Annotated in this window: 20 protein-coding genes; 8 read left to right on the forward strand and 12 right to left on the reverse strand. The window is 49.0% G+C overall.

Annotated features, from left to right (window positions below):
- The first annotated feature begins 115 nt into the window (after positions 1–115).
- Positions 116–1,636, forward strand: a complete 1,521-nt coding sequence (adh, locus tag ASG16_RS04705) for an aldehyde dehydrogenase (protein WP_056489179.1) — start codon at positions 116–118, stop codon at positions 1,634–1,636.
- 3 nt (positions 1,637–1,639) lie between these two features.
- Positions 1,640–1,981, forward strand: coding sequence for a DUF779 domain-containing protein (locus tag ASG16_RS04710; protein ID WP_056489177.1), 342 nt, complete (start codon positions 1,640–1,642; stop codon positions 1,979–1,981).
- A 59-nt stretch (positions 1,982–2,040) separates the two neighbouring features.
- Here ASG16_RS04710 and ASG16_RS04715 read toward each other — a convergent pair whose 3' ends face one another.
- Both ASG16_RS04715 and ASG16_RS04720 read right to left on the reverse strand, forming a co-directional pair.
- The gene (locus ASG16_RS04715) at positions 2,041–3,654 is read right to left on the reverse strand and encodes a DEAD/DEAH box helicase (RefSeq protein ID WP_056489175.1); all 1,614 of its coding nucleotides are present in this window, start codon (positions 3,652–3,654) and stop codon (positions 2,041–2,043) included.
- A gap of 20 nt (positions 3,655–3,674) precedes the next feature.
- A complete protein-coding gene (locus ASG16_RS04720) occupies positions 3,675–4,295 on the reverse strand; it encodes a class I SAM-dependent methyltransferase (protein ID WP_198674184.1) in 621 nt (206 codons plus the stop codon).
- A gap of 174 nt (positions 4,296–4,469) precedes the next feature.
- On the opposite strand from ASG16_RS04720, the gene ASG16_RS04725 reads away from it, so the two are divergent.
- Both ASG16_RS04725 and ASG16_RS04730 read left to right on the forward strand, forming a co-directional pair.
- Positions 4,470–5,162 (forward strand): response regulator transcription factor, encoded by a 693-nt coding sequence (locus ASG16_RS04725; RefSeq protein ID WP_048035257.1) that lies wholly within the window; start codon positions 4,470–4,472, stop codon positions 5,160–5,162.
- Positions 5,140–7,293 carry a sensor histidine kinase gene (locus ASG16_RS04730; RefSeq protein ID WP_056489173.1) on the forward strand — a complete coding sequence of 718 codons (2,154 nt, stop codon included), beginning with the start codon at positions 5,140–5,142 and terminating at the stop codon, positions 7,291–7,293. Before ASG16_RS04725 ends, ASG16_RS04730 begins: the two co-directional genes overlap by 23 nt.
- Positions 7,294–7,358: 65 nt before the next feature.
- Here ASG16_RS04730 and ASG16_RS04735 read toward each other — a convergent pair whose 3' ends face one another.
- The 8 genes from ASG16_RS04735 to ASG16_RS04770 all read right to left on the reverse strand — a co-directional run bounded on the left by ASG16_RS04735 (position 7,359) and on the right by ASG16_RS04770 (position 15,517).
- The gene (locus ASG16_RS04735; protein ID WP_048035997.1) at positions 7,359–7,622 is read right to left on the reverse strand and encodes an HPr family phosphocarrier protein; all 264 of its coding nucleotides are present in this window, start codon (positions 7,620–7,622) and stop codon (positions 7,359–7,361) included.
- A gap of 69 nt (positions 7,623–7,691) precedes the next feature.
- On the reverse strand, positions 7,692–8,531 hold the full coding sequence (locus tag ASG16_RS04740) for a Cof-type HAD-IIB family hydrolase (protein WP_056489171.1): 840 nt from the start codon (positions 8,529–8,531) through the stop codon (positions 7,692–7,694).
- A 13-nt stretch (positions 8,532–8,544) separates the two neighbouring features.
- The gene (locus ASG16_RS04745) at positions 8,545–9,867 is read right to left on the reverse strand and encodes a 6-phospho-beta-glucosidase (protein ID WP_056489169.1); all 1,323 of its coding nucleotides are present in this window, start codon (positions 9,865–9,867) and stop codon (positions 8,545–8,547) included.
- Complete coding sequence (locus ASG16_RS04750) at positions 9,864–10,190, reverse strand: PTS sugar transporter subunit IIA (protein WP_048035261.1); 327 nt, start codon at positions 10,188–10,190, stop codon at positions 9,864–9,866. The genes ASG16_RS04745 and ASG16_RS04750 overlap by 4 nt, the downstream gene beginning before the upstream one ends.
- Before the next feature lie 12 nt (positions 10,191–10,202).
- Entirely contained in the window at positions 10,203–10,949 is a 747-nt protein-coding gene (chbG, locus tag ASG16_RS04755; protein ID WP_056489166.1) for a chitin disaccharide deacetylase, read from the reverse strand.
- Positions 10,950–10,970: 21 nt separating this feature from the next.
- On the reverse strand, positions 10,971–12,314 hold the full coding sequence (celB, locus tag ASG16_RS04760; protein ID WP_056489165.1) for a PTS cellobiose transporter subunit IIC: 1,344 nt from the start codon (positions 12,312–12,314) through the stop codon (positions 10,971–10,973).
- Positions 12,315–12,327: 13 nt separating this feature from the next.
- Positions 12,328–12,630 carry a PTS sugar transporter subunit IIB gene (locus ASG16_RS04765; protein WP_015893830.1) on the reverse strand — a complete coding sequence of 101 codons (303 nt, stop codon included), beginning with the start codon at positions 12,628–12,630 and terminating at the stop codon, positions 12,328–12,330.
- 208 nt (positions 12,631–12,838) lie between these two features.
- Entirely contained in the window at positions 12,839–15,517 is a 2,679-nt protein-coding gene (locus ASG16_RS04770; protein WP_056489163.1) for a sigma-54-dependent transcriptional regulator, read from the reverse strand.
- Positions 15,518–15,714: 197 nt separating this feature from the next.
- Between ASG16_RS04770 and ASG16_RS04775 the strand changes: the two genes are divergently transcribed.
- The 4 genes from ASG16_RS04775 to lplT all read left to right on the forward strand — a co-directional run bounded on the left by ASG16_RS04775 (position 15,715) and on the right by lplT (position 21,161).
- Positions 15,715–17,094, forward strand: coding sequence for a HAMP domain-containing sensor histidine kinase (locus tag ASG16_RS04775; protein WP_056489161.1), 1,380 nt, complete (start codon positions 15,715–15,717; stop codon positions 17,092–17,094).
- Positions 17,095–17,113: 19 nt separating this feature from the next.
- Positions 17,114–17,752, forward strand: coding sequence for a response regulator (locus ASG16_RS04780; RefSeq protein ID WP_007724579.1), 639 nt, complete (start codon positions 17,114–17,116; stop codon positions 17,750–17,752).
- Positions 17,753–17,860: 108 nt separating this feature from the next.
- Positions 17,861–19,969, forward strand: coding sequence for an AMP-binding protein (locus ASG16_RS04785; protein WP_056489159.1), 2,109 nt, complete (start codon positions 17,861–17,863; stop codon positions 19,967–19,969).
- A gap of 1 nt (position 19,970) precedes the next feature.
- Positions 19,971–21,161: a lysophospholipid transporter LplT gene (gene lplT, locus ASG16_RS04790; protein WP_048035267.1), complete on the forward strand. Its 1,191-nt coding sequence runs from the start codon at positions 19,971–19,973 to the stop codon at positions 21,159–21,161.
- 70 nt (positions 21,162–21,231) lie between these two features.
- On the opposite strand, the gene ASG16_RS04795 is transcribed toward lplT, so the two are convergent.
- Positions 21,232–23,175 (reverse strand): bifunctional metallophosphatase/5'-nucleotidase, encoded by a 1,944-nt coding sequence (locus tag ASG16_RS04795; protein ID WP_483296473.1) that lies wholly within the window; start codon positions 23,173–23,175, stop codon positions 21,232–21,234.
- A gap of 198 nt (positions 23,176–23,373) precedes the next feature.
- Complete coding sequence (gene recQ / locus ASG16_RS04800; protein WP_056489156.1) at positions 23,374–25,149, reverse strand: DNA helicase RecQ; 1,776 nt, start codon at positions 25,147–25,149, stop codon at positions 23,374–23,376.
- Between the last annotated feature and the right edge of the window lie 262 nt (positions 25,150–25,411).

The raw sequence follows: 25,411 nt of genomic DNA on the forward strand, positions 1-25,411 counted from the left end.
TCTCCGCTCAGCCACTCCAGAAAACGCTGTCATTTCGAGCTTTTTCACGTTGGTACGAGACTTGCTTTTAGAGAGGGCTGTAAAGAAATATGTGATAAATGAGGAGGCGCTCGCAATGATCTATGCTCAGCCCGGCCAAGTCGGTTCCAAGGTGACTTTCAAAAATCGTTATGAAAACTACATCGGGGGTAATTGGGTTCCGCCAGTGAAAGGTGAGTATTTCGAAAACGCATCACCTGTAACAGGCAAGGTCTTTTGCGAGGTAGCCCGTTCGACAGCCGAAGATATTGAACTGGCACTGGACGCTGCCCATGAGGCAAAAGACGCGTGGGGTCGTACCTCTGTTGCACAGCGCGCGAATATTTTGTTAAAAATCGCGGATCGGATGGAAGCAAATCTGGAGATGCTGGCAAACGCAGAGACGTGGGAAAACGGCAAGCCTGTTCGTGAAACACTCGCGGCCGACATCCCGCTGGCAATTGACCATTTCCGTTACTTCGCCGGAGCCATCCGCGCTCAAGAAAGTACACTCGCTGAAATCGATAACGATACGGTCGCTTACCATTTCCATGAGCCACTCGGTGTCGTTGGTCAAATTATTCCGTGGAACTTCCCGCTCCTCATGGCTACATGGAAGCTGGCTCCAGCCTTGGCTGCGGGAAACTGCGTCGTCCTCAAGCCAGCAGAGCAAACACCTGCATCCATCATGGTGCTGATGGAGTTGATCGGCGACCTGCTCCCGCCTGGCGTCGTCAACGTCGTAAACGGCTTCGGTCTGGAAGCGGGTAAACCTCTCGCTTCAAGCAACCGCATCGCGAAAATCGCCTTTACAGGTGAAACGACGACAGGACGCTTGATCATGCAATACGCTTCCCAAAATATCATTCCAGTGACGCTGGAGCTGGGCGGAAAATCGCCAAACATCTTCTTCCCGGATGTAGCTGCAAAAGACGATGCTTTCTTTAACAAAGCAATTGAAGGATTCGTACTGTTTGCGCTCAACCAAGGCGAGGTTTGCACATGCCCATCCCGTGCGCTTATTCACGAAAGCATTTACGATCAATTCATGGAGCGTGCCCTGCAACGGGTAGCCAATATCAAGCAAGGAAATCCGCTCGATACAGATACGATGATCGGCGCACAAGCTTCCTTGGAGCAGGTAGAAAAAATCCTCTCCTACCTGGATATCGGCAAACAAGAAGGAGCGGAATGCCTGATTGGCGGCGCTCGTGCACAGCTTGCAGGTGATCTCGAGGGCGGCTACTACATCCAGCCAACTGTCTTTAAAGGCCACAACAAGATGCGCATCTTCCAGGAAGAAATCTTCGGTCCGGTCGTTTCCGTAACGACCTTCAAGGATACAGAAGAAGCGCTCGCCATGGCAAATGATACGCTGTATGGCTTGGGTGCTGGTGTATGGACACGCGACACGAACACAGCTTACCGCATGGGCCGCGAAATCCAGGCTGGCCGCGTCTGGACCAACTGCTACCACGCTTACCCGGCTCACGCAGCATTTGGCGGCTACAAAATGTCCGGTATCGGCCGCGAGAATCACAAAATGATGCTGTCTCACTACCAACAAACGAAAAACCTGCTGGTCAGCTACAGCGATCAAGCTCTGGGCTTCTTTTGATCAATGAGCCAGCCGGAGAAAGTGCTCGCAACAGATGCTGCACTGGCATTAATTGAACGGCTTCGCGCCAAACACGGTGACCTGATGTTTCACCAGTCAGGGGGCTGCTGCGATGGCAGTTCCCCCATGTGTTACCCGCTCGGAGAATTTCTCGTGGGTGAGCAGGACGTCCTGTTGGGGGAGATCGGAGGCTGCCCGTTCTACATGGGCAAAGCGCAGTATGAGTATTGGAAGCATACGCAGCTCATCATTGACGTCGTGAATGGGCGTGGCGGAATGTTTTCGCTGGAAGGACCTGAGGGGGTACGCTTCCTCACACGTTCACGGGTATTTCCCGAATCATAAAAAAAGGAAGACCGCTCCCGCCTTTCGTTGGCTGGAACGGTCTTTTTTTGCTTGGATTGCTATCTGGATTTTTTGCGAGAAGTACGATTAGCAGGAGCAGAGCTTGTCCTTTTGCCTGGTTTTGCATTCGGACGGGCTGAACTGCGTTGTGCAGGTACTGGCTTCTTGCTAGAGCCGCTAGACTTGCGATCAAAACCACTCGCTGCACGGTTACCGTCCTTCGGCTTACGTCCAGTACCGCCTGCTGCTCGGTTACCGTCCTTCTGCTTGCGCTCAAAACCACCTGCTGCACGGTCACGTTCCTTCGGCTTGCGATCAAAACCGCCTGCTGTTCGGTCACGTTCCTTCGGCTTGCGATCGAAACCGCCGCTCTTTTGTTGACGCCCTTCCCCATCTCTTCTGCGTTCCCCAGAGCCTTGCTGACTTCGCTCAGACGGCTTCCCTTTGCCTCTACCTTGCTTGTCCCCGCGACGCTCGTCCTTCCCGGATCGATCAGCCTCAGACCTTTGCTGTCGTGTCTGTTTCTTTTGATCGCCCAACTCTCCACGATCCATTTCACGCCGCTCCAGAGACAGATTGATCCCTTCTTCAATCTCCCTGAGTTGCCCCCAATCCTTCCCCGCCACCAGCGTGAACGCCGTTCCTTTTTCCTTGGCTCGTCCCGTTCGACCGATCCGGTGTATATAGCTGTCTACATCTTCTGGAATGTCGTAATTGAAAACGTGCGTAACTCCCTCTACATCAAGCCCGCGCGCTGCCACATCCGTTGCAACCAAAAACTGAATTCTTGCCTCGCGGAAACGCTTCATGACATCCTCGCGCTTCGCCTGTGACAAATCGCCGTGCAGCTCGTCAGACATATAATCGAGACCTTGTAGCTCTGCATTTAACTTACTGGCTCTACGCTTTGTTCGGCAAAAGATCACCGCCAGAAACGGCCGTTGTTCATCCAGCAGACGGCACAGTGTAGCTTGCTTCGCACGATCTGTGGTCTCCACTGCAATTTGGCGAATATCATCTAACGTAATTCGCTTGCCCTGCACTTTGATGTTTTCCGGCTTTTGCATAAAGCGCTTCGCAAGTGCTTGCACCTGCTCTGACATGGTGGCCGAAAACAGCAAGGTCTGTTTTTCAAAAGGCGTATTTGCCATAATATCTTCTACCTCAGGCAAAAAACCCATATGAAGCATTTGGTCCGCCTCATCCAGGACAAACATCGAAACTTGTGATAAATCGATCGTCCCTCTTCGCAGATGATCCAGCAAACGGCCCGGTGTCGCGATGACCACATGTATTTTTCCTTTCAGCTTTCTCAGTTGCTGATTGACATCTTGTCCTCCATAAACCGCGAGTACTTGGATGTCTTCCAGCTTTTCCGTCAGCTTCTTTACCTCTGCCGTAATTTGCAAGGCAAGCTCCCGCGTAGGAGTAAGAATCAACGCCTGAACATGCGTCGCTTGTGGATCCGCGTTTTCCAAGATCGGCAGGACAAATGCGAGTGTCTTCCCTGTTCCTGTCTGTGCTTGCGCGATTACATCTTTTCCTTCCAGCACAACAGGAATTGCTTTTTCCTGAATCGGTGTAGGCTCGGTAATCCCGTTTGCTTGCAGAGCATCTATCAGTTCCTTATGTATTCCCAATCTCAAAAAATCAGCCAGTTTCGCCATCTCCATTCTTTAATCAACCCGTAAAATTATTTCGTACATACTGCCATGCCGATAAAGTACCGTATGCCATCGCGAGGTGTTTTTTCAAACGTAACGCCTCTCTGATAGTACATATCCACGTCAGAATAGCGTACAAACAGCTCCGCGAACTCTTCCGGCGTCAACTGATGAACATGGAAGGGCTCACTCGTCTGCATGCCCCGCCCTCTGCCAAATGGACTGGACAGCACAAGCGTACCACCTGGTTTCAGCATCCGGTACAAGTTATCCATAAACAGCAAATCGTCTGCGACATGCTCAATAGTCTCAAAGCTCAAAATCGTATCAAACAACCCTAATTGCTCGGGAAGCGCCGGATCAAGCGCGTCACCCTGCTGATACGTAATCTTTTGATGGTTGTATTCCCGATCGGCGTACAATATCGTCGCCCCATCGTTGTCGACTCCGATCAATTCCGTCAGCTCTCGTTTTCGATCCTTTGCGATCATATGACATCCGTAGCCAGTACCGCAAGCGATATCCAGCACTCGACCTTTTACATAAGGAGCGGCAAAATAATATCTGGCTATATGCTCCAGCAGCATGCCATTCGTAGGTTTTAACAGCTTGGGGATGATTCTCTCCCCTGTCCATTCCAGCAAAGCCATCACCAATTTTCTCGTATTCTTTCTCACATCTTACCTTATTTATCGGCTCGATCCTATCAGCTAGCATTTCCTGAACACGGTTTATTAAGAAATTTGTAAGACATTTCATTACTGTTTTGTTAGAGCTGGGCGTTAAGATAGTACCATGAATGCATTCATAAGGTGGGAAGAATCATGACCAAATATCAAGTCCTCGTAGTCGACGACGAGGCTGAAATCCGCGACGCAATCGAAATCTATCTCAAAAATGAATCCATGACCGTATTCAAGGCTAGCAATGGACTGGAAGCGTTGGAAGTACTGGAGAATGAAGAGATCCAACTCATCCTGATGGACATCATGATGCCCAAAATGGACGGAATGACCGCCACCTTTCAAATTCGCCAGAAAAAAAACATCCCGATCATCATGCTCTCTGCCAAATCAGAGGATACCGATAAAATCCTCGGTCTCAACATCGGTGCCGATGACTACGTGACGAAGCCTTTTAATCCCTTGGAATTGATCGCCAGGGTCAAATCTCAGTTAAGACGTTTTACCAATCTGGGAAGCGCTCAAATGACAGAGGATGAGATTCAGGTACGCGGCTTGACCTTGAACAAAAGCACAAAAAATGTAGCGATTGACGGTAACGAGGTCAGGCTGACAGCTACCGAATACAAAATCCTGGAGCTGTTGATGGAAAACAAGGGCCGCGTTTTTTCAATCGAGGAAATTTATGAACGGGTCTGGAAAGAGCCTTATATGAACGCGGAAAACACGGTAGCTGTCCATGTACGGCGCATACGGGAAAAAATAGAGATTAACCCGAAGGAACCAAAATATTTGAAGGTGGTATGGGGAATTGGATACAAAATCGAAAAATAAGCGCTTTGCGGTGCCCGTGCTCATTGTTATGATCGTGAGTATTTCGCTCGCTCTCCTGACAATGGCCGATCTGTACCATAAACGCGAGAATCTCCAAGAGGATAATTACTTTCAAAGCTCAGGCTTCAATCGTGAATTAGAGACATTTGCCGAGCTGGTGAAAAATGTTCATGTAGATTATGCAGACTACACTCCAGGAAAGCTCGACGAGAAGACAGCGAATCAGCTCAAAAAAGAGCATGAGGAAACCCTCCGGTCGATGAAAGAAAATAACAAGCTGTCAGATGTGATAGAAGAAGCAAAAAGAGATGGTGACAATGAGAGAGTCGCCAAATTAACCGAAGAGCTTTCACAAAACTTACAAGAAGACATCACTAACGCAACGTCTCAATATCAAGACCAGGTGAACAACAGAATCGCCGAAAGAGATGCCGAGTACGAGGAACGGAAAAACAGCCTCACCCTTCGAAGTGGCTCCTTCAAGTACTATGTCACCGATAAAAAGAACAACAAAGTTTACACCAATCTCCCGCAAGAACCTACAGAGTGGGAACTGGCCCGATATGCGCGGCATACCATCAACCTCCCAAATACGATTGGGGATTTAGAAAGCATCAATCGCACTTATCAACTGAATCAACTAAGTGGCATCTTTTATGTCCCAAAAGAACCAGACGGATATAGCCAGATCCACACAGATGCACTTTACTACGATTCCATTCGGGAGCGACTGATTGGCGAGTTTGTCCTACTCGGGGGCACTCTGCTCATCCTTGCACTCTGCTACTGGTATTTGCCAGTCAGCAAAGCGTTGGAAGTACCGATTGTAGCGAAAAGCATGGCACTGTTCCGCTTTATCCCGTTGGATATTCGGATGGCACTGTCGTTCGTACTTGGCATTACGTATTTCATTATGATCGCAAACATGCGCTTTTTCTTCTTGCCAATTGATGGTGATCATTTCTTCACCCTTGCGTTCGTTTCGTTGTTTACTGCTTACCTGCTTCTACAATTCATGGAGGCATGGCTTATGTACAACCAACCTGAGAGATTTACGCAGCAATGGCAAAAGAGTATCCTCGCCAGACAACGTGTCCTTCTTCAAGAAAGCTATGCCAATCGTGGCATGTTCTTCAAAGTATCCACGTTGTTCATCCTGACTATCATGTTCGGGATGAGTATCGGCTTCGGATTCGTCGGGCTTGTCGAAGGAGCTGGCGGCTTACTGTTTTTCAGCTTTTTGTATGGCATGTTTTACATGATCGTGGTTTTCCCATACTCGCTTAGACGCTTGGGACTGATGAACCGCATCATGCAAGGTGCCTCCGAAATGGCTGGAGGCAATCTGAACACTACGATCCAGAAGGTAAAAAAAGGGAAGTTGTCTGATCTCGCGCACTCTCTCAATAACATCACAAAGGGTCTCAAGCACGCGATGGAAGAGCAGATGAAAAGCGAGCGTATGAAATCTGAATTGATCACCAATGTTTCCCATGATTTGAAAACACCGCTGACGTCGATTATCAACTATGTTACCCTGCTCAAGCAGGAAGATTTGACACCTGAGGAACGCAAGAGCTACGTCGATGTCTTGGATCGCAAGGCAGATCGACTGCGCGTTCTCATCGATGACCTGTTTGACGCAGCCAAAATGTCCAGCGGTGCGGTGGAACTGAATATCGAGCAAGTGAATGTAGCCTCCCTGCTCAACCAATCCATTGCAGAATTCAGTGATAAAATCGAGCAATCGACGCTCACTTTCCGCGTAACGACGGAGCAGCCAAAGATCGTCGCTCCTCTGGATGGCAAGAAAACGTGGCGTGTATTCGAGAATCTGATTGGCAACGCCCTGAAGTATTCCATGCCGAATACGCGCGTCCTGATCCATTTGGCAGAGACACAGGATGAGGTCATCCTGACGTTCAAAAATGTCTCCGCCTACGAAATCGACTTTGATGCACAGGAACTGTTTGAACGGTTCAAGCGCGCCGATCAATCTCGTCATACCGAAGGCTCCGGCCTCGGCTTGGCTATCGCAAAAAGCATCGTAGAATTGCAAGGCGGCAGGCTGTCGATCGATATTGATGGCGATTACTTCAAAGTCATCGTTGTATTCCGCAAACACGCGTAAGGATCACATAGAAAAGCCAGTGCCCGATCGTCAGGCACTGGCTTTATTACGTGGTTTTCACCCTGTTAGATGGCAAAGTTCCTTTCAAATAGGGACTCAATACTGGCAGCCACCTCTTGCTCATCGGCCCCCTCCACCTCAAACATAATTTCATCTCCGGTTTTTACCCCCAGAGCCATTACGCTGAGGATGCTTTTGCCATTAGCCTGCTTGTCATTGTAGATCATCTTGACCGACGAGCTGTATTGATTGAGCAGGTTCACCAAGACAGAAGCAGGGCGAGCATGGAGACCTCCACTCACGGCTACTTCCAGATTCATTCGGATCAATTTCACGCCTCCCTTCCTGTCTGAATGCTTATCATGCAAGTTCAAAAAGTCGTCTTTTTGAACAACCTCTTACAGAAAAAATTTCTCAATGACCTCTGCCACCCCATGCCGATCGTTCGTTTCCGTGACATGCCGAGCCAACTGTTTCAGATCGTCAGGAGCATTGCCCATCGCCACACCCATTCCGGCGAATTGGAGCATCTCTGCATCATTGTAATTGTCGCCTACAGCAACGATCTCGTCAGGCTGAATCGCAAGTCTCTCACTCACTACCGCAAGACCGCTTGCCTTGGAGATACCCACAGGCAATATTTCCAAATTATTCGCGCCCGATGCCGTCACGCGAATCCCCGAAAGCTCGGCTTTCTCCAGCTCTTGTCTTGCTGCCAACAGACGCTTCTCGTCGCCCGTGACGAATATTTTCGGAGCACACACTTCATGTTTTCGAACGTATCCGGCTATCAACCGCGAAGCCTGGATTTTGAGCGGGTATTGATTTTTCCAGAGCTGGCGCAGTGTCCAGGCATTTAGCAACGGAAACAAGTCCGTCCATTTCCACGTGCGATTCGTTACAGCATAAGACTCATGCAGCAGCATGACATCCAAGCCATGCGATACGAGTATATCTGTAATCCTCGCCGCTATCTCATACGGAATACGCTGTACATACAGCACCTGATCCGTCTTGGGATCTGCAACGTATGCGCCATCATGGGAAACAAGTGGTGCGCTGATCTGGAACTGCTGCGCCAACGATTTGGCCGATGGGTATGCCCTGCCGGTTGCCAGTGTGACGTGGACTCCTTGCTTCACTAACTGGCTAATGGCCTGCTCTGTTACTTTGGATAAGGTATGATTCGACATCAAAATCGTTCCGTCCACATCCAAGGCGAGGAGTTTGTATTTCACACGAGTACCATCCTTATGTGACGGGCTTGAAAAACTGGGGCAGATGCTCCTTGTGCGCCTCCAGCATCTCATCGAGTATTTTTTTGGCGATCACGTCAGACGATACCAGCGGGTTAATATTCATCGCCAAGAGCGCCTTATGGTAATCACCCGTTACAGCCGCCTCGGCTGCCACTCGCTCAAACGATTTGATTTGCTGTACGAGTCCACGCACGGGAACAGGCAAATCACCAACCGCCAAAGGAATCGGTCCTTCTCTTGTAATGACGCAGTTCACTTCGACTGCCGAATCATCCGGAATGCTGGCAATCGCTCCATTGTTGCGAACATTTACCGTCTGAATATCGCGTTTGTCGTTGTAAATGGAATAAATCAGATTGCAGGCAGCCTCACTGTAATAGGCCCCGCCACGCTTCTCCAACTGCGGAGGCTTGATATCTAAGTCTGGGTCTTCATAGAGTGCAAATAGCTCTGCTTCCACCTGCTTGACCACTTCAGCTCGCGTACCCTTCTGCTCCGCTTCTTCCAGCTCATGCTCCAGCATCGTGCTGGTCTGGTAGTAGTAACGATGATACGGGCAAGGGAGAATCCCCAATGCTTTGATGAAATCTTTATCCCAACCAAGGTCCAAAATGTTTTGCATCGTAATACCCGATTGGTCGCCCGTTATCTTATCGATTACCTGGGAAATGACGTTTTCCCCATCCAGGTACACACCCAGTCCGAAGATCATATGATTCAATCCGGCAAAATCAATATGAACCCGTGACTGCTCGACGCCTAAAACAGTAGCAACACCCATTTTCATCCCGATAGGCACATTACACAGTCCAATAACCTTTTTGCGGTTGGTATATCGCAGCACTGCCTCTGTGACCATACCCGCCGGATTCGTGAAGTTAATCAGCCAAGCATCTGGACATAGCTCTTCCATGTCACGACAAATGTCCATAATGACCGGAATGGTACGCAAGCCTTTGAACAAGCCGCCGGGACCATTGGTTTCCTGACCGATTACTCCGTATTTCAAAGGAATACGCTCATCCTTGATCCGCGCATCCAACAGACCCACGCGCATTTGCGTCGTAACAAAATCTGCGCCCGCAAGTGCTTTTCGCCGATCCATCGTCAAATGGATCTCGATAGGCACCCCTGCCTTCTCTACCATCCTTTTTGCCAGGGCGCCTACTGTTTGCAGCTTTTTCTCGCCCTCCGGAATATCCACCAGCCACAACTCTCGGACGGGCAACTCATCGTAGCGCTTAATAAAGCCTTCCACCAGCTCAGGTGTATAGCTAGACCCTCCACCGATCGTTACAATTTTGATTCCGCTCATACTCCTGCCTCCTTGCCTTCATGGATTTGGCTATAAAGCTCTACAAACTCCGTAGCCAAATCCTTGACTGTTATCGCGTTCATCAAATGATCCTGGGCGTGAATCAAGAGCATGCTGATCTCAGTCTTTTCGCCTGCTATCTCCTTTTGGATAAGGGCCGTTTGATTTTGGTGTGCACGACCGAGCTCTTCTCCTGCGCGCTTCAACGCATCCTCTGCACCTGACATGTCTCTATTTTTAGCCAGAGCGATCGCTTCCATTGCCAGACTCCGCGCGTTTCCTCCGTGAAGTATTAGTTGAAAAATAACGTCTGTATGGTCCATATCTATCTCCACCTATCCAAGTTCGCTAAAAGTCACGAGCTGTATTTTTTGATCACGAATGTATTGCTTTAACTCTGCTGCCGTTAAAATTTTCAATTCTGTGGTTCGTTGCTTTGCGTATGAACTGCCTGTCAGTACCGCTTCGTCCAAATAAGCAGGGTGCGTCATGATCTCGACTACAGGATAATCTGCCATATCCTCTACGATCCTGACGAAGGATTGTACGGTTAGGTCATCTCCATAAAAATGATGAGAAAAGCCTTCTGTCGTCAAAACACTCGACTGGTCTCGCTGCTCCTGTGTCCCGGATATCCACGGATAGCGGACTGGCACTCTATATTCCTCTGCCAGCTTCAGAACAATCGGCAAAACGGCTGGATGTGCATGTACATGGTGGTGGCTGTCGATATGCGTCAGCTTGAGCCCCGACGCCACGAATCTCTCCAATTGAGTCCGCAGCTCCCGCTCGATCTCCTCCGGTGCAGCAGAAATCAAATGATCTTGCCCGCGCCGAAAACGCCCCTCTCCATCCGTTAGCGATGGTACATCCTGACTAACTGGCGATCCGCATGTGAGTACCAGATGAATGCCTACTCCGAGCGTTGGATGTTCTTTGGCCAGCCCTACAGCGTGCTCGAACCCCTCCATATTGACCATCAAGGTCGCAGAAGTAACGACTCCTTCCCGATGTGCTTCGACGATGCCCAGATTGACGCCTTTGGAATACCCAAAATCGTCTGCATTCACAATCAGTTTCATAGATAGCCTCTCCTCTAGCGATTACATAGTCACAGCTGTATTGGAAGCAGTACCAGCTTTTTCTTCACTTACCTTTTGTTTATCCCACAAGCGGAAGAACGGATAGTAGATCGCAAGCGAGATGATGAAGTTCACCGCTTGAAGAACCATCCCCGATACTTTTCCGCCTGTAGCCAAATATCCGCTTACAAATAATGGTGTCGTCCACGGAACAGATACCCCGCTTGGCTTTGCTACCCATCCGAGTGACATCGCAAAATAGCTGATAATAACCAATATGACAGGGGTAATCACAAACGGAATAATCAAGAGCGGGTTCATGACGATCGGCATTCCGAAGATGACCGGTTCATTGATGTTAAACAAACCAGGTCCGAGCGAGAGTCTACCGATGTTTTTCATCTGTTTGCTTCGCGCCATGAATACCATCAGGACAACGAGAGCCAAAGTGGCACCTGATCCCCCTGCATATATCCACATGTCAAAAAATTGCGTGGTGACGACGTTCGGCAATTCACCGTTCGGATTTGCCTGAAACGCTGCTCTGTTCTGGTCCATCAGTGTCAGCCAGATGGGACTCATAATGCCACCGACTATCGCCGCGCCATGCAAACCAACAGCCCAGAGTATATGAATAAGCAACACGCAGATGATGGCGCCAATCAAGCTGCTGCCGACCACACTCAATGGTCCGACAAGCAGATCTTTTACAATATTATGAATACTCTCGAAAGAGGTGTTTTCCAGCAGAATCCGAATCAGCCAGACAACGATAAGCACAGCCCCCGCAGGGATCAATGCCACAAAAGAGCGGGAAACAGCAGGGGGAACTCCGGGTGGCATAGAGATGACGATTTTCATTTGGATGATTTTGCGATATATCTCCGTTCCTAAAATCGCCAATATCATGGCTACGAACAATCCCTGGCTACCCATCAGTGTAAGTGGAATGACTCCGCCTACCTCTTGGGCTGCACTCGCTCCCTCAGGAGTGAACATTACTTTATACGGAGTAGCGAGCAAGAAGGAAGCAACAGAAATCGCTCCAGCCGACAGCGGATCGACCTTGTATTTCTCTGCTAGTCGGTAGGCGACGCCAAAACTGACAATCAATCCCATGACGTCAAAAGTAGCGCCTACCGGATACAGCAGCTTCGTCCGCCATTTTTCGCCGAAAATACCGCCCATGAATTCGTCATAACCAGGTATAGGTATGAAGCCTATGATGAGGAACAGTGAACCAATGATCAACAAAGGCAAAGTAAGGATAATTCCGTCACGAATGGCCTGCAGATGCTTTTGTTCCGCCATTTTCCCTGCTATCGGCATCATGCGGTTTTCCATAAATGAAACAAATCCGCCCATACGCATCCCCCTCCTACTGTTTTAGACGAAGTGCAAACTCAAGCACGTTTTTCCCGTTCAACGTTCCGTAATCGACCGTGCTGATTACGTCTACAGGAATTCCTCTGGACGCCCCTTCTTTTTTCATCTCTGTCAGCTTGTAACGTACTTGTGGCCCCAACAAGAGCACTGCTGCTTGGTCAATATGATTTTTTACTTCATCTGCGGAAACTGCCCATATTTTAGCGTCCAACCCTTTTTCTCTGGCAGCCTCCTCCATTTTTTGAACCAGCAAGCTTGTCGACATACCCGCTGCGCAACACAATAAAATATTCATGGATTGTACCCCCTCCTCTCGACGAGTGATGCCTTACTGTAAGAGCAAGTTACGTGCCAACACACCAGAAAATGTATGCGCTTACCAAAAAAACCGCATGGTTAGGCATATTTCGCGACCTCGTTGCCTGTCATCCTTATTAGTGTTTTTATGTAAGCGCTGTAGTGTTTGATTTTGAATATGAAAAAGGCAAAAAATAAAACACTGATCACGCCAGTGTTTTATTGTGTATGAAGAAATTCATGATAAAGCAAACGTCGTCTTCACTGATCACTACCTCATACTTGTCTTCCAGCGGCAATAATTCATGTCGGATTAAGCTGTACAGCTTGCGGTTCTCCAGCAAAAAACTGTCTTTTTGAATATACGCCACGGATTGCGTCCCTGCTTTCAAGCGATCTACCAGGCAGCAAATGTGCAAGTAAGCCCCAATTCGCGTGTCAAAAACCAAAGTATTATTCAGTCGCTCCTCCATACGGCCGACACACATCCTCACGTCCGCGAGAATATCTTGTCCGTCTACCATTTGCAGATGCTCCCCCAGCGATTCTTGCATCTTCAGGTACGCCTCTTCCAGATCGATCACTTTCTGGATATCAGACATCGCCTCGCCGTTCAAAACATCGTCCATGCTATGGTGGCGCAACTCGCGGTCGAGAATATAATTGCTCACCACGAAGAGAATTTTTCTCTCCTCCTTGATTTTTCGAAGCTGACTGCGGGCTTGTGCCTTATCAATCAGTTGTAGCGGCACAAATTCCAGCAGGTTATCATCGTACCTGAGCCTCGATTCCAGCAGCTTTTTCAAGAACAAGGCACTGCCTTCCCCAGACAGGCAGGCTGCGACGATCGTCAGCGCCGGAACATGCTTTTGCACCTGTTCTTTCGGCTGCTCCTCCCGTTGGTAGAGCGACATGCCCAAGACATCTCGGTAAACATCCTCCAGCGAATGACCGAGCATGGCCTTTCGAGTGGCTTCAATCACATGTGGCGTGCTGACCATCGGAATGACCTTGACCGGAATGCCCATCTCCCGCTCGATGATCTCGCCAAAGCCGAGTAAGGACCCCATATCAACGAGCAACAGCAACCCAGCCTTGCTCCCGATCTCTCTGGCTACTTTTAGTGCTTTTTCCAAAACACTCATGGAATCTTCTTCAAGCGGCAAATCGATGGCTCTGGCATATTGTGTGACCAGCAATCGGTTCGTCACATCGACCATCGCTGTCGCGCCACCGCTGCCGTGTGTAATCACGAGCACCCCGATTGTTTCCCGCTCTTCCTCCATGCTGACATCGTCGAGCACGAAAAACATGGTCAAATATCCAGCCTCACCAATCGGCAGATCCATGAGTATCGCTTCTTCTATCATGCGCACGCACTCTAGCGCCACAGCAAACTCTTTCTTGTATTTGATTCGCACATGGTTGATTTGCGGATTTACAATCTGCTTGCCTTGTGCGAGGCGCTCTTTCGACGTCTGAATATGCAGCGCGAGACCAAAGATCACCTTCTGGCTCAAAATCTTCTCCAGCTTGGCCTCTGCGAAGCGAACGATCTCTTCCACGAGGTGAATGATGAACGGGTCGATAATCCGGGCCATGTCGCCCTTATTCACTCGTTGATGGACACCCTTGATAAAGGTCGTAAAATAATTCTCGATGTCAAACTCCAATTCTTCCTCACTCACACCGAGGTTTTGCAGTTCATATATTTTTTGCTCGATTTTTTCATAGACGCTGTCCGTCGTATCTCCTGTTTCTCGCCCGATCCAGATGCCCTCTTTTGATGGCTGCACGACAAAGCAATTGTGCTCCGTCCCAATGATTTCATCTAGCTCCTGCTTGTAATCCTTCACCAAAAGCAGCCCTTGCTTGACATGATGAGGCAGGTCCTGGACCGACACATGTAGCTGATTCTTTTTTAATGAAATGAATTCGGCATAGGCACTGGCGCAGGTGAGCTGAATATCCGTTTTTAACTGTCCAATGTTATTCGGGCAGTGATAGCACAAAAATGCCTGCACAGCATTGGCCGATATCTGAATCTCTCTCCCCAACCGAAAAGCCTCTTCTTGAAAAATCTCCATCGTAATACTAAAACGCTCTTCCAAGCCACGCTCAACCAAAGAGGGCAGCTTGATGACCATGGGAATACGCCTCATAAACGTTTTTAAGAGACTCGACTCCGGATTTTCTGTCGTGGCCATCACAATCTGGACGTGGGCCGTCCGCTCCATCTCTGTTTCCCCTACGCGGCGGAATATGCCCTTATCCATAAAGGTAAAAAAGATTTCCTGTCCTTCCGCAGGCAGCCGATGCACTTCATCGAGAAATAGAATGCCACCGTCTGCCTTTTCCACGAGTCCTTTGCGGTCCATCTCCGCTCCGGTGTACGCCCCTTTTTTGACCCCGAACAACTGACTGAATAAGAGCTGCGGGTTGTTCGCATAATCGGCACAGTTAAAAATCACGAAAGGAGCATGCTTATCCAGGCGTCCAATATCAACAGCAAACTCGTGAATCATCCCAGCAAACCACGATTTTCCTACACCCGTTTCCCCCAAAATCAGGCAATGCATTCCTCGCGGCGGATACAAAACGGCGGCCTTTGCCTGCTCAATACGCGTGATCAGGCTCTTGTTGGTTTTCGCCAGCCTGTCTAGCGACGTCTCCGCCAAATAGAGCGAATCGTTTCCTTGCTTGGCAAAAAACAGCGTCGGACGCCCTTCTTCCTTCTCGATTCGGCCTTCCTTCCACAGCCGGTTCAAATCGCTACTCACATTCGCTCGACTTAAACCAAGCCGCTCAGCCAACTCTGAAGCGCTTACTTTTTTATCAGGACCAGCGTCTACTAACGTCTGGAATATGAAATCTAATCGCTTCACTCTATCACCCACCGTTGAATAGATAGAAAGTCACGAAATGCACAACCAATCCTTTTCATTTCCACGAATATTTGGAAAAACCTGCTTACTGCTTTTTCGCCCTTGCCCCGTTTTGCCCCGTTGATTTATTTTTCCGTCTCCTTTCCCTGGTGTACGATATAATAGATAAATAATGATTGACAGGAGATAGCAAATCCATGATGGTTTTCATCTTGTTTACCATATGGGCATTAGGTCTGTTCGTGCTGTTCACAGACCCGAAACGAACGTCGATCCGCTGGGCTTGTGCGACTGCCTTTGTTGGGGCTGGGGGCTTTATCTCAGGCGTGATTGACGAGACGATCATGCCCTATTTTGCAGATTACCTGGTCGCAAAGCCCGGGACCACGAACACCCTGATATTGGTGAGCCGCGTCTCTTCTTTTGTTTGCCAAGTGGGTTTGCCCTACACGTTTCTCATGTTTGCCGTACACTCAGCTGAATTTTTGTCTCGCAGAGTAAAGCTGACGATACAATACGCTGCTCTTATCCTGCCGCTTGGGATGCTTTGGATTACACCCGTTTATCCCGAGCTGCTTTTTAACTACTGGATTATGGTGGCATGGGTGATTCCGTTTTTTCTGTTCTCCTGTACGCTGCTTGTCGTGCAGTACATGCGAGAAAAAGATCCACTTGTGAAAAAGAACAGCTTTTTCACGAACGTACTCATCATCGTTCCGTTGTTTTTCGTCTTTATTTTCATCTACATCATGCGTATCCAGAACGATTACGAAGCTTGGCGCTACAACATGCTCGTAGTCACGGTCCAGTTTATCCTGATCGTGGCCATCAGCTTGAAATACGGCTTCCTTGGCGTTCGTCTCCGCGTAGAAAAAAGACGTCTGGACAGTACCTTGCGCGCATTGACTTCCGGTGCGCAAATCATTAACCATACGATCAAAAATGAAGCAGGCAAAATCTCGCTGTATGCCGACCGTATCGAGACATATGCAGATGAAACCAACCAGCCGTCGCTAAAAGAAGACGCGCTTGTCCTGATGCAATCCTCGCAACATATGCTGGACATGATGAATCGGATTCAAAACCAGTTGCGGGACGTCGAGCTGCGCGAAGAACCATGTGACCCCGGCCAAATCATCGGGCAAGTCACACAAAATCTGGCGCCCTATACTTTGAAGCAACAGGTAGAAGTCGTTAGTGAATTGGACGAAACACTTCGCTTGTACGGCGATGGAGTACAACTGCGCGAAGTCATCACCAACTTGTGCATGAATGCGCTGGAAGCCATGAAGTCGGGCGGCAAGCTTCATCTTCAGCTATTTTTGTCCCACAAGCATCTCATCATCACTGTCGCGGACACAGGCACAGGCATTACCAAAGAGAACCTGCCTCATGTACTCGATCCTTTTTTCTCGACAAAAAGGACAGGACAAAACTTTGGTCTTGGGCTCTCTTACTGCTACAATGTCATGCAAAAGCATCAGGGCCAACTTGAAATCTACAGTGAGCAAGGCAAAGGAACCACCGTTTTCCTGTTCTTCCCGAAAAAGCGCGTCATCATAAACGACTCTGAATAGCGAAAGGACGCTCACAAACATGAATCCAATCAGGGTATTTTTAGTAGAGGATGATCCCGTCTGGCGCAAAGGTCTCATTGACTTCCTGAACAAAGAACCGGATCTCACCGTAGTAGGGGAAGCCGGGTTCAAAGCAGAAGCAATCGAGCGCTTTTTGCCTGCCAAAGCGGATGTCGTCCTGATGGACATTAACTTGACCGAGAACAATCTGGACGGGATCGAGACGGCAATTGAATTCATGGCACTCCAAGCTGACAGTAAAATCATCATGCTCACCTCTCTGACAGACGAGGCAGTGATCGTGGAATCCTTCTCAGCGGGTGCCGTCAATTACATCAGCAAATCGAGCTTCAAGGAAATTCCCGACGCTATCCGCGCTGCTCACAATAGCCAATCTGCCATTCACCCTACAGCAGCCGCGGCACTGCGCAACGAATTTTTGCGTTTGAAAAACGATGAAAATCAAAAGCTGTTGTCTCCCGCAGAAAGGGACATCCTACAACTAATCCACCAAGGTCATACGCAAACGCAGATTGAACAATCTCTCCACATCACGAAGCGTACGATCAAAAATCACATCAACCGAATCCTCAAAAAAATGGGCGTCAAAACAAGCAAGGAAGCGGCCGCAAAAGCCAGCCAAAAAAAGCTATTCTAGGTCTTATTACCAGGTACCAATGAATGTTGGTACTTTTTTTACATGCTCCACTCCTTACAATGAAAGCTATAGAGCAACTCACTTATCCTTTGTAAAGGTGTGGTCCACATGGCCCTTATTTATTCTTTCTTAAAAACGATACTGATGCTGTGGTTTCGCCCTCGTGTGCTTGGACTCTCCAAAATCGACTTGTCGAAGCCATCTCTTATCACTCCCAATCACGTCTCCTTGCTAGACGCGGTACTCCTATCCTTTTGCTTGCCAAAAGAAGCGACCTTTGTCGTCAACACGGAGATCGCCAAGCGGTTTGCGTTTTTCCTCCGCTTCCGCAAGCATATTGCGATCGATCCGCTCAACCCGTACTCCATCCGCCACATGCTCCGCGTCCTTCGCAACGGACAGACGCTGGTGATTTTCCCAGAAGGTCGGATCACGACGACGGGCGGCATTATGAAAATCTACAGCGGTGTCGGCTATCTCGCTCTACGAACTGGTGTAACGGTTTACCCGATCATCATTAAAGGCCTGGAACGCTCGATCTTCTCTTATTTGAAAGGAAAGCTGAAGCTCTCCTGGTTCCCAGATGTGACCATGACAGTAGGCACTCCGTTCACTATCGAGCGCGATCAGAACCTGTCGATGCGTGAACAAAAAGCCACTGCCAATGATCGTATCCTGCGTATTCTCCAAGAAGGCTTGTTCGAGAGCCGGATGAAGCAAAACGTGAATCTGTTTGATGAAGTTCTCGAAGCAGCTCGCCTGAATGGTGCAAAAATGGAAATCGCCAAGGATCTGACGTCATCGATCGACTACAAGACCTTGTTAATCGGCAGCTACTTACTCGGCAACAAATTGCAGCCAATAGTCTTGGGAAAACCGGTTGTCGGTGTATTCCTTCCCAATTCAGTAGGTCATCTCGTAACGTTGCTATCGTTGTTCCGCATCGGAGCCACTCCAGCCATCCTGAACTTTTCGCTCGGCATTCGTTCCTTGCTGGATTGCTGTGAGACTGCCCAGATCGATACGATCCTGACGTCGCGTGTATTCATTGAAAAAGGGAAGTTGGAACACATCATCGCAGGTCTTTCACCGAGCATGAACATTATTTATCTCGAGGATTTGAAAGCATCCGCGACTGTTTTTGACAAAGTGTCCGCACTCTTCTCTTATTTGGGGAAGAAAAAAGCTTCAGCGTCTAACAACGAGCTGATCCTCTTCACCTCTGGCAGTGAGAGCAAGCCAAAAGGTGTCATCCTGACGCATACGAATCTGTACGCGAATATTCAGCAAGTGACTAGTGTGATTGACATTACGAGTCGCGACAAGTTTTTCAATGCCCTGCCTATGTTCCATAGCTTCGGCCTTACTGCGGGAACGCTTTTACCGGTAGTGAAAGGCATTCCGGTTTATCTGTATCCAAGTCCTTTACATTACAAGGCGATTTCGGAATTGGTCTATGATCAAAACGCAACGATTCTCTTCGGAACCTCGACCTTTATGGCTGGTTACGGACGTATGGCCCACCCTTACAACTTCTACTCCTTGCGCTATGTATTTGCGGGAGCAGAAAAACTGAAGGACGATGTGCGCAAGCTGTGGATGGAAAAGTTCGGTGTGCGGATTTTTGAAGGCTATGGGGCAACGGAAACAGCTCCGATCCTGTCGCTCAACACCCCGCTGGCAAACAAACCGGGAACCGTCGGGCGTTTGATGCCAGGAATGTCCGCCAAGCTGGAACCAGTCGAAGGAATCGATGCTGGCGGAGAGCTTTTGGTGAAGGGGCCAAATGTCATGAAGGGTTATATGATTCACGGAAAAGGCTTTGTTCCCGCTGAGGAATGGTACCACACAGGTGATTTGGTTACAGCAGACAAGGATGGCTTTCTCAGCATCCAATCCCGCCTGAAGCGCTTCGCCAAAATCGGTGGCGAGATGGTTTCGCTCAATTTGGTTGAAGAATTGGCTATGCAATGCTTCGGACACTCCGGCTTTGCTGCAATCACAGTGAATGATGCGCGAAAAGGTGAGCGTGTCCTGCTATTTACCACAGATGAATCGGTTTTGCTGAGCCAATTGCGCGCGTATTTGACGGAAAAACAATACTCGCCATTGCTCATACCAGGTACGATGCAAGTCATCAAGGCTCTACCACTTCTCGGCAGCGGCAAAACGGATTACGTCAGTCTGAAACAGCTGGCCGAAACGGGAGGAAAATGATGTGAACATACGATTAAAACCACTACAAGCCCTGTACTTCACTCAATTTCTATCAGCCTTTGCCGACAACATGATTTTGTTTGTCATCGCGAATTTGCTGCGGGAGAACGGTTTTTCTCCCGCGATGCTTGCACTCGTATCGATTTCATTCTTTCTTCCTTACGTTTTTCTCGCTCCACTGGTTGGGCCTTTTGCCGACAAGCATGCCAAGTCAATCGTGCTGGTGATTGGCAACCTGATTAAAGCGCTTGGTGTCGTCCTGCTGTTTTTCATTGACCAGTCGAGCATCATGATGTTGATGTTGTGTTACTTCACAGTCGGAGTCGGAGCCGTTGTGTATTCTCCCGCCAAGTACGGAATTTTGCCGGAGCTGACTCGAAATGAAGATGAACTGTTTCATGCGAATGCACGCATCGAAGCTTATACGATCTTTGCCATTTTGACAGGAATCGGTGGTGGTGGAGCCATCGCGAACATGACAGCGCCGCTTATCTCGTCAGGAATTTGTCTGCTGATCTATCTGCTGTCGCTTGGGATGACTTTCTTCATTCCGCGCATGAAAGGGAATGCTTCGATTCGCTATGGGGCAGAAGCACGACGCTTTTTCATCGACTTCCAGCACTTGATGAATCGCCCGGAAACGAGCTTTGCCCTGATTGGAACCGGAGCATTCTGGATGTCCTCTGCTGTTCTGCGCGTGGCCGTTCTGGCCTGGATTCCCCTCGCGCTGGGGATTAACCCGGAGAGCTTCTCTGTATCGCTGATTCTCGCCACGACATCCATCGGAATTATCGCCGGAGCTTTTCTCGCTCCGAAGCTCATTCCTTTGTCTCATTTCACTCGATCGCTGACATACGGATTCGGAATGTTTCTCATCATCGTGCTATTTCCTTGGACGAATATCACCTTTGTTGCCATCTGTCTGTTGCTTCTCGTCGGGTTCATGGGCGGCGTGTTCATTATCCCGATGAATACTGTCTTGCAGGACGAAGGTAAACGGATGGTCGGTTCAGGAAAAACGATTGCGATTCAAAACTTCATTGAGAATCTGCTGATGGCCGTAGGCTCCGGCATTTACTACCTGATCACCTATATCGGCATTTCCATCTCCGGTGCGATTGTTGGTCAAGGGCTGCTGCTGCTCGGATTCCTGTTGTACTTGGTAAAGTACCGCAGAAGAATCGTTCGTTGACAGGGTAGCGTCATAGAAAAAGAAAAAGCCGTGACTACTAGTGTCACGGCTTTCTTGCGTTCATCTCTGTTTATTTCTTTTGCTGCGTTTTGGTTGGCGGTGTGACCGATTTTTCCGCAGCCTTTCTTGCTTCGTTCAGTTGATGATAAAATTCGCCTTTTGTTTTGAGGGGCGTGAACTTCGCTGCATCGACTTTTGCTTTTGCAGACAGCTCGGTGATTTCTTCTTTGGTTACCACTTCCTTGATGTTGATGGAAGCGATATTGGTGTATTTGCCATCTGCCGTTTTTGGAACGCTCAAAATGCCTGCATTGATCAGCTCTACTACGTCCTTGCGTTCAGGTGCAGTGGTGTCTACACCTGTAATCTTCCAGTTATTTTGTGCTTTTGGCTCGTAAATACCCTTTTTCACTTCTTTCAGGTACGCAATTGCACGGTTGCGGATTGTTCCACCCGTTTCACCAAACGCACTGTTGTCTTTGGAAGACCAGAGCTGTTCAAACTTGCGTCCTTCCAACGCGCCACCTTTTGCCTGCAAAGCTTCCATCCGGTATGAGTTCATCCCGAGCTTCAAGGTATCTGTAGCCTTGATTGGTGTCTCATCGAGCTTGCGCAGGTTCGTGATGCGGCTGCCGTATGGCTTGGTCAGGTCGATTTCGTATTTCACGCCACCGAAGAAATCGTTGGTGCTGTATTTGGAAGCGCGTCGTTTCGGATCAAAGCTAACTGTCACATCACCAGGGCGCGTGGAATTGAAGTAGCCCACAGCCCATTCCATATAATCCTTCAGGTCTTTTCCGGTTACTTTGTAAACGGTAATCTCGCCACCCGCGTATTGGTAGTTGTAGGCGATATCCTTTTTCTTGATCGGACCGACATCCAGCTTGGCTTTGTCGTTGTCAATCTGGTGAGCAACCACGTCTGCTTTGCTGTAGTAGAGCATCACTTCATGGAAAAAGTCAGATAGTGGCGTCTCCTGAATTTGGACCGTCGGGATGCCCTCGATCTCGTTTTTCGGTACCAGATTCATGCCTTTGAGCTCTGCTACAACGATGTTGGCATCTGCACGCGCGAACTCATGGAAAGGCTGGAGCTTGGTCTCCAGCGCTGCATCGGATACCGCTGGTGTGCCATCTGCGCCTTTTACAGGGACCGCAGTCGCTTCCTTGTCAGTCAACACGAGCTTGCCGTCTTTCTTTTCGAAAGTCAGGTCAATACGAGAGAGATGCGTACCGTATTTGTCTGGCTCTGTGATCAGGACGCCGTTGATCTCTTCTTTTTTCACAAGCTTGTGCATGTGACCTGCAAAAATCGCAGTCAGTTCTGGAACGGCATTCGCGATATCTGCTACGCCCGTACCCGGAATACCGTTTTCATTCTCGATGCCCATGTGCATGAGACCGATCATGACGTCTACTTTGCCTTCCAGCTCTTTTACGGCTTTCTTGGTTTCTTCTACCGGGTTTTTGATCACGAGGCCATCCAGATGATCGGTTCCTTTTTCGAAATCAGTAATCATCGGCGTGTTCATCCCAATGACGCCGATTTTTACACCAGCACGCTCAATGATCGTGTATGCAGGCAAGAAACGCTCGCCATTTTCTTTGTAAATGTTCCCTGCCAAAACAGAGCCTTTGTATTGGCTGCTGACCTTGTCCAATACATCGAGTCCAAAATTAAATTCATGATTGCCAAAAGCCCATGCGTCATATTTCATTTCGTTCATCGCGACCATGATAGGAGACTGCGGTTGGTCGTTGAAAAGCTCTGCCGAGTTGTCCTGGATCGAATCGCCTGCATCCAGCAACACAGTGTTCGGATTTTCTTTGCGAATCTCTTTAATCATCGTGAACAACTGCGTCATGCTGCCATTTGGATTCGGGCCATCCAGCGCATAATCCCACGGCATGAATCGTCCGTGAATGTCAGATGTACCCAGCAACGTAATTTTGGTAGGTGTTTCTGCGGCCTTTACCGGTGCGGCGATCCCCATCATCGCACTGCCTAGCACCATGGATGTAAGTGCTACACTTAATAAGCCCTTCGCTAGTTTTTTCATGTTTTCCCCTCTGTCTCTCTTAATCTGTCAATGCCCCTCGATGGTGTTGCTCTAATTGTCCTCCTGTTCTATTTTGTATGAAAATTCTGGGTTGCTATCTAACTATAGCAGGCATATGCAAGGAAAAATAGCAAAAAAGCCGTGACGTACATGTCACGACTTGATCGCTGCATAGTTCTGCAAACACTCCAGAAAGAGTTCTCCGTACTTCTCAAATTTCGCCTCGCCTACTCCTTTGATCTGGAGCATGGCCGCTTTGTCAGTCGGGCAAACACTGCTCATTTCCTTCAAGGTACTGTCTGGGAAAATCACATACGGCGGTACTTTTTGTCGCGTCGAGATTTCCTTGCGCAAGGCTCGTAGATGCTCGAACAACTCGTCATCCTCTGTCAGTTGCACAGGACGTATCGAGATTTTTTGCACGACTCGCTCTTCGCCTCTCAAAACTGGCAATGCCCGCTCTCCCAGCTTTACGATTGGATATTGGCTCTCCGTTACTTGCAAATAGCCTTCGGAAATGAGGAGCTGGATCAAGTCTGCAATCTCTTTTTCCTTGTATTCCTTCATCAGACCGTACGTAGGCAACTGATCGAAGGAAAACTGGGTGACCTTTTTGTTCCTGGAGCCTTTGAGTACCTGCGCGACGAGTGCGGCACCGAAGCGCTCTCTCATACGCTTGACGCAGGAGAAGATCTTCTGCGCTTCGAGCGTAATATCGGACAGCTCGGTCTCATCGGTGCAGTTCGCGCAGCGTCCGCACGTGGCAGCATCTGTTTCGCCGAAGTATTGCACGATGTTTTGCTGCAAGCAGCGCGGAGTCCGGCAATAGTCGATCATCGCGTACAGCTTTTTGTACTCTAGCTCCTTGCGCTCGTCCAGCAGTTGATTTTGCTCAATGAAAAACGTTTGCGTCTGGATATCCTGTGGCTGAAACAGTAGAATACACTCGCTTGGCTCTCCATCGCGTCCCGCACGGCCTGCTTCCTGGTAATACGCCTCCAGGTTTTTCGGCATGTTGTAATGAATGACGTAGCGTACATTGGACTTGTCGATGCCCATACCAAATGCGTTGGTCGCGATCATCGTCCGGACATCATCGAACAGAAATGCTTCCTGGTTGGCTGCACGCTCCTCCTCCGTCAGTCCTGCATGGTATTTGGTCACAGCAAAGCCACGCTTGTCCAAATCTGCATGCAAGGCGTCCACGTCTTTTCTCGTTGCCGCATAAATAATGCCCGCCTGCTGCTTATTCGCCCGCAAGTACGCCTGGATGAACTCTCGACGGTTCTCCCCTTTGCGTACAGACAAGATAAGATTGTCTCTGCCAAACCCTGTGATAAAAAGGCGCTCGTCCTGTAACTCTAGCTGTCGCTTGATGTCCTCGGTTACTTCCGGTGTCGCTGTGGCGGTCAAGGCCGCGACGAGCGGACGCTGTGGCAAGGATTGAAGAAAACGGGCAATCGCCAAATAGCTCGGCCGGAAATCGTGCCCCCACTGTGAGACGCAATGCGCTTCGTCCACTGCCACAAACGAGATCGGAACATCCTGAATCAGGTTTTGGAACGCTTCGGATTCCAAACGCTCTGGGGCGATATACAACAGCTTATACTCTCCCCGCGCTGCCTTACGCAGTCGATCGCGAACCTCGCTATAATCCAGTGAGCTGTTAATTTGAGTTGCGGGAATGCCCATGCTGACCAGTACGTCGACCTGATCCTTCATCAGCGAGATGAGTGGGGAGATCACGATGGTTACTCCTTCTTGGAGCATCGCTGGGACTTGATAACAGATGGATTTCCCGCCGCCGGTTGGCATAATGCCTACGGTGTCATGTCCGGCTAACAGGCTCGTGATGATTTTCTTCTGGCCTTCTCGAAAGGTTTCGTAGCCAAAGTACTTTCGTAAAATCTCTTGCGCTTTATCTAACAAAGAGAATCACCTTCTCTTTCGACGGATTTTCAATGGGTTTCTACTAGTGTAAACATAGGCATTGGGACAAAACAAGGGGGGACTGTTTTGTTTGAGTCAACATGGGGGAGGAGAAGAAAAAGCACAGTTCTCTTCGACTCTGACACGCCTGCATGGGGGATTGACTGGGTAGGCGTTGTCAAGGTCTGCGAGCCCTGTGCTTTTTCTTCTCGCCAGCTTTCTTTCCTCACCCACACCTTTTTTAATAATAAATAAAAAAGCA

This window comes from Brevibacillus sp. Leaf182 (assembly GCF_001423865.2).
GTDB classification, from domain to species: Bacteria; Bacillota; Bacilli; order Brevibacillales; family Brevibacillaceae; genus Brevibacillus; species Brevibacillus brevis_C.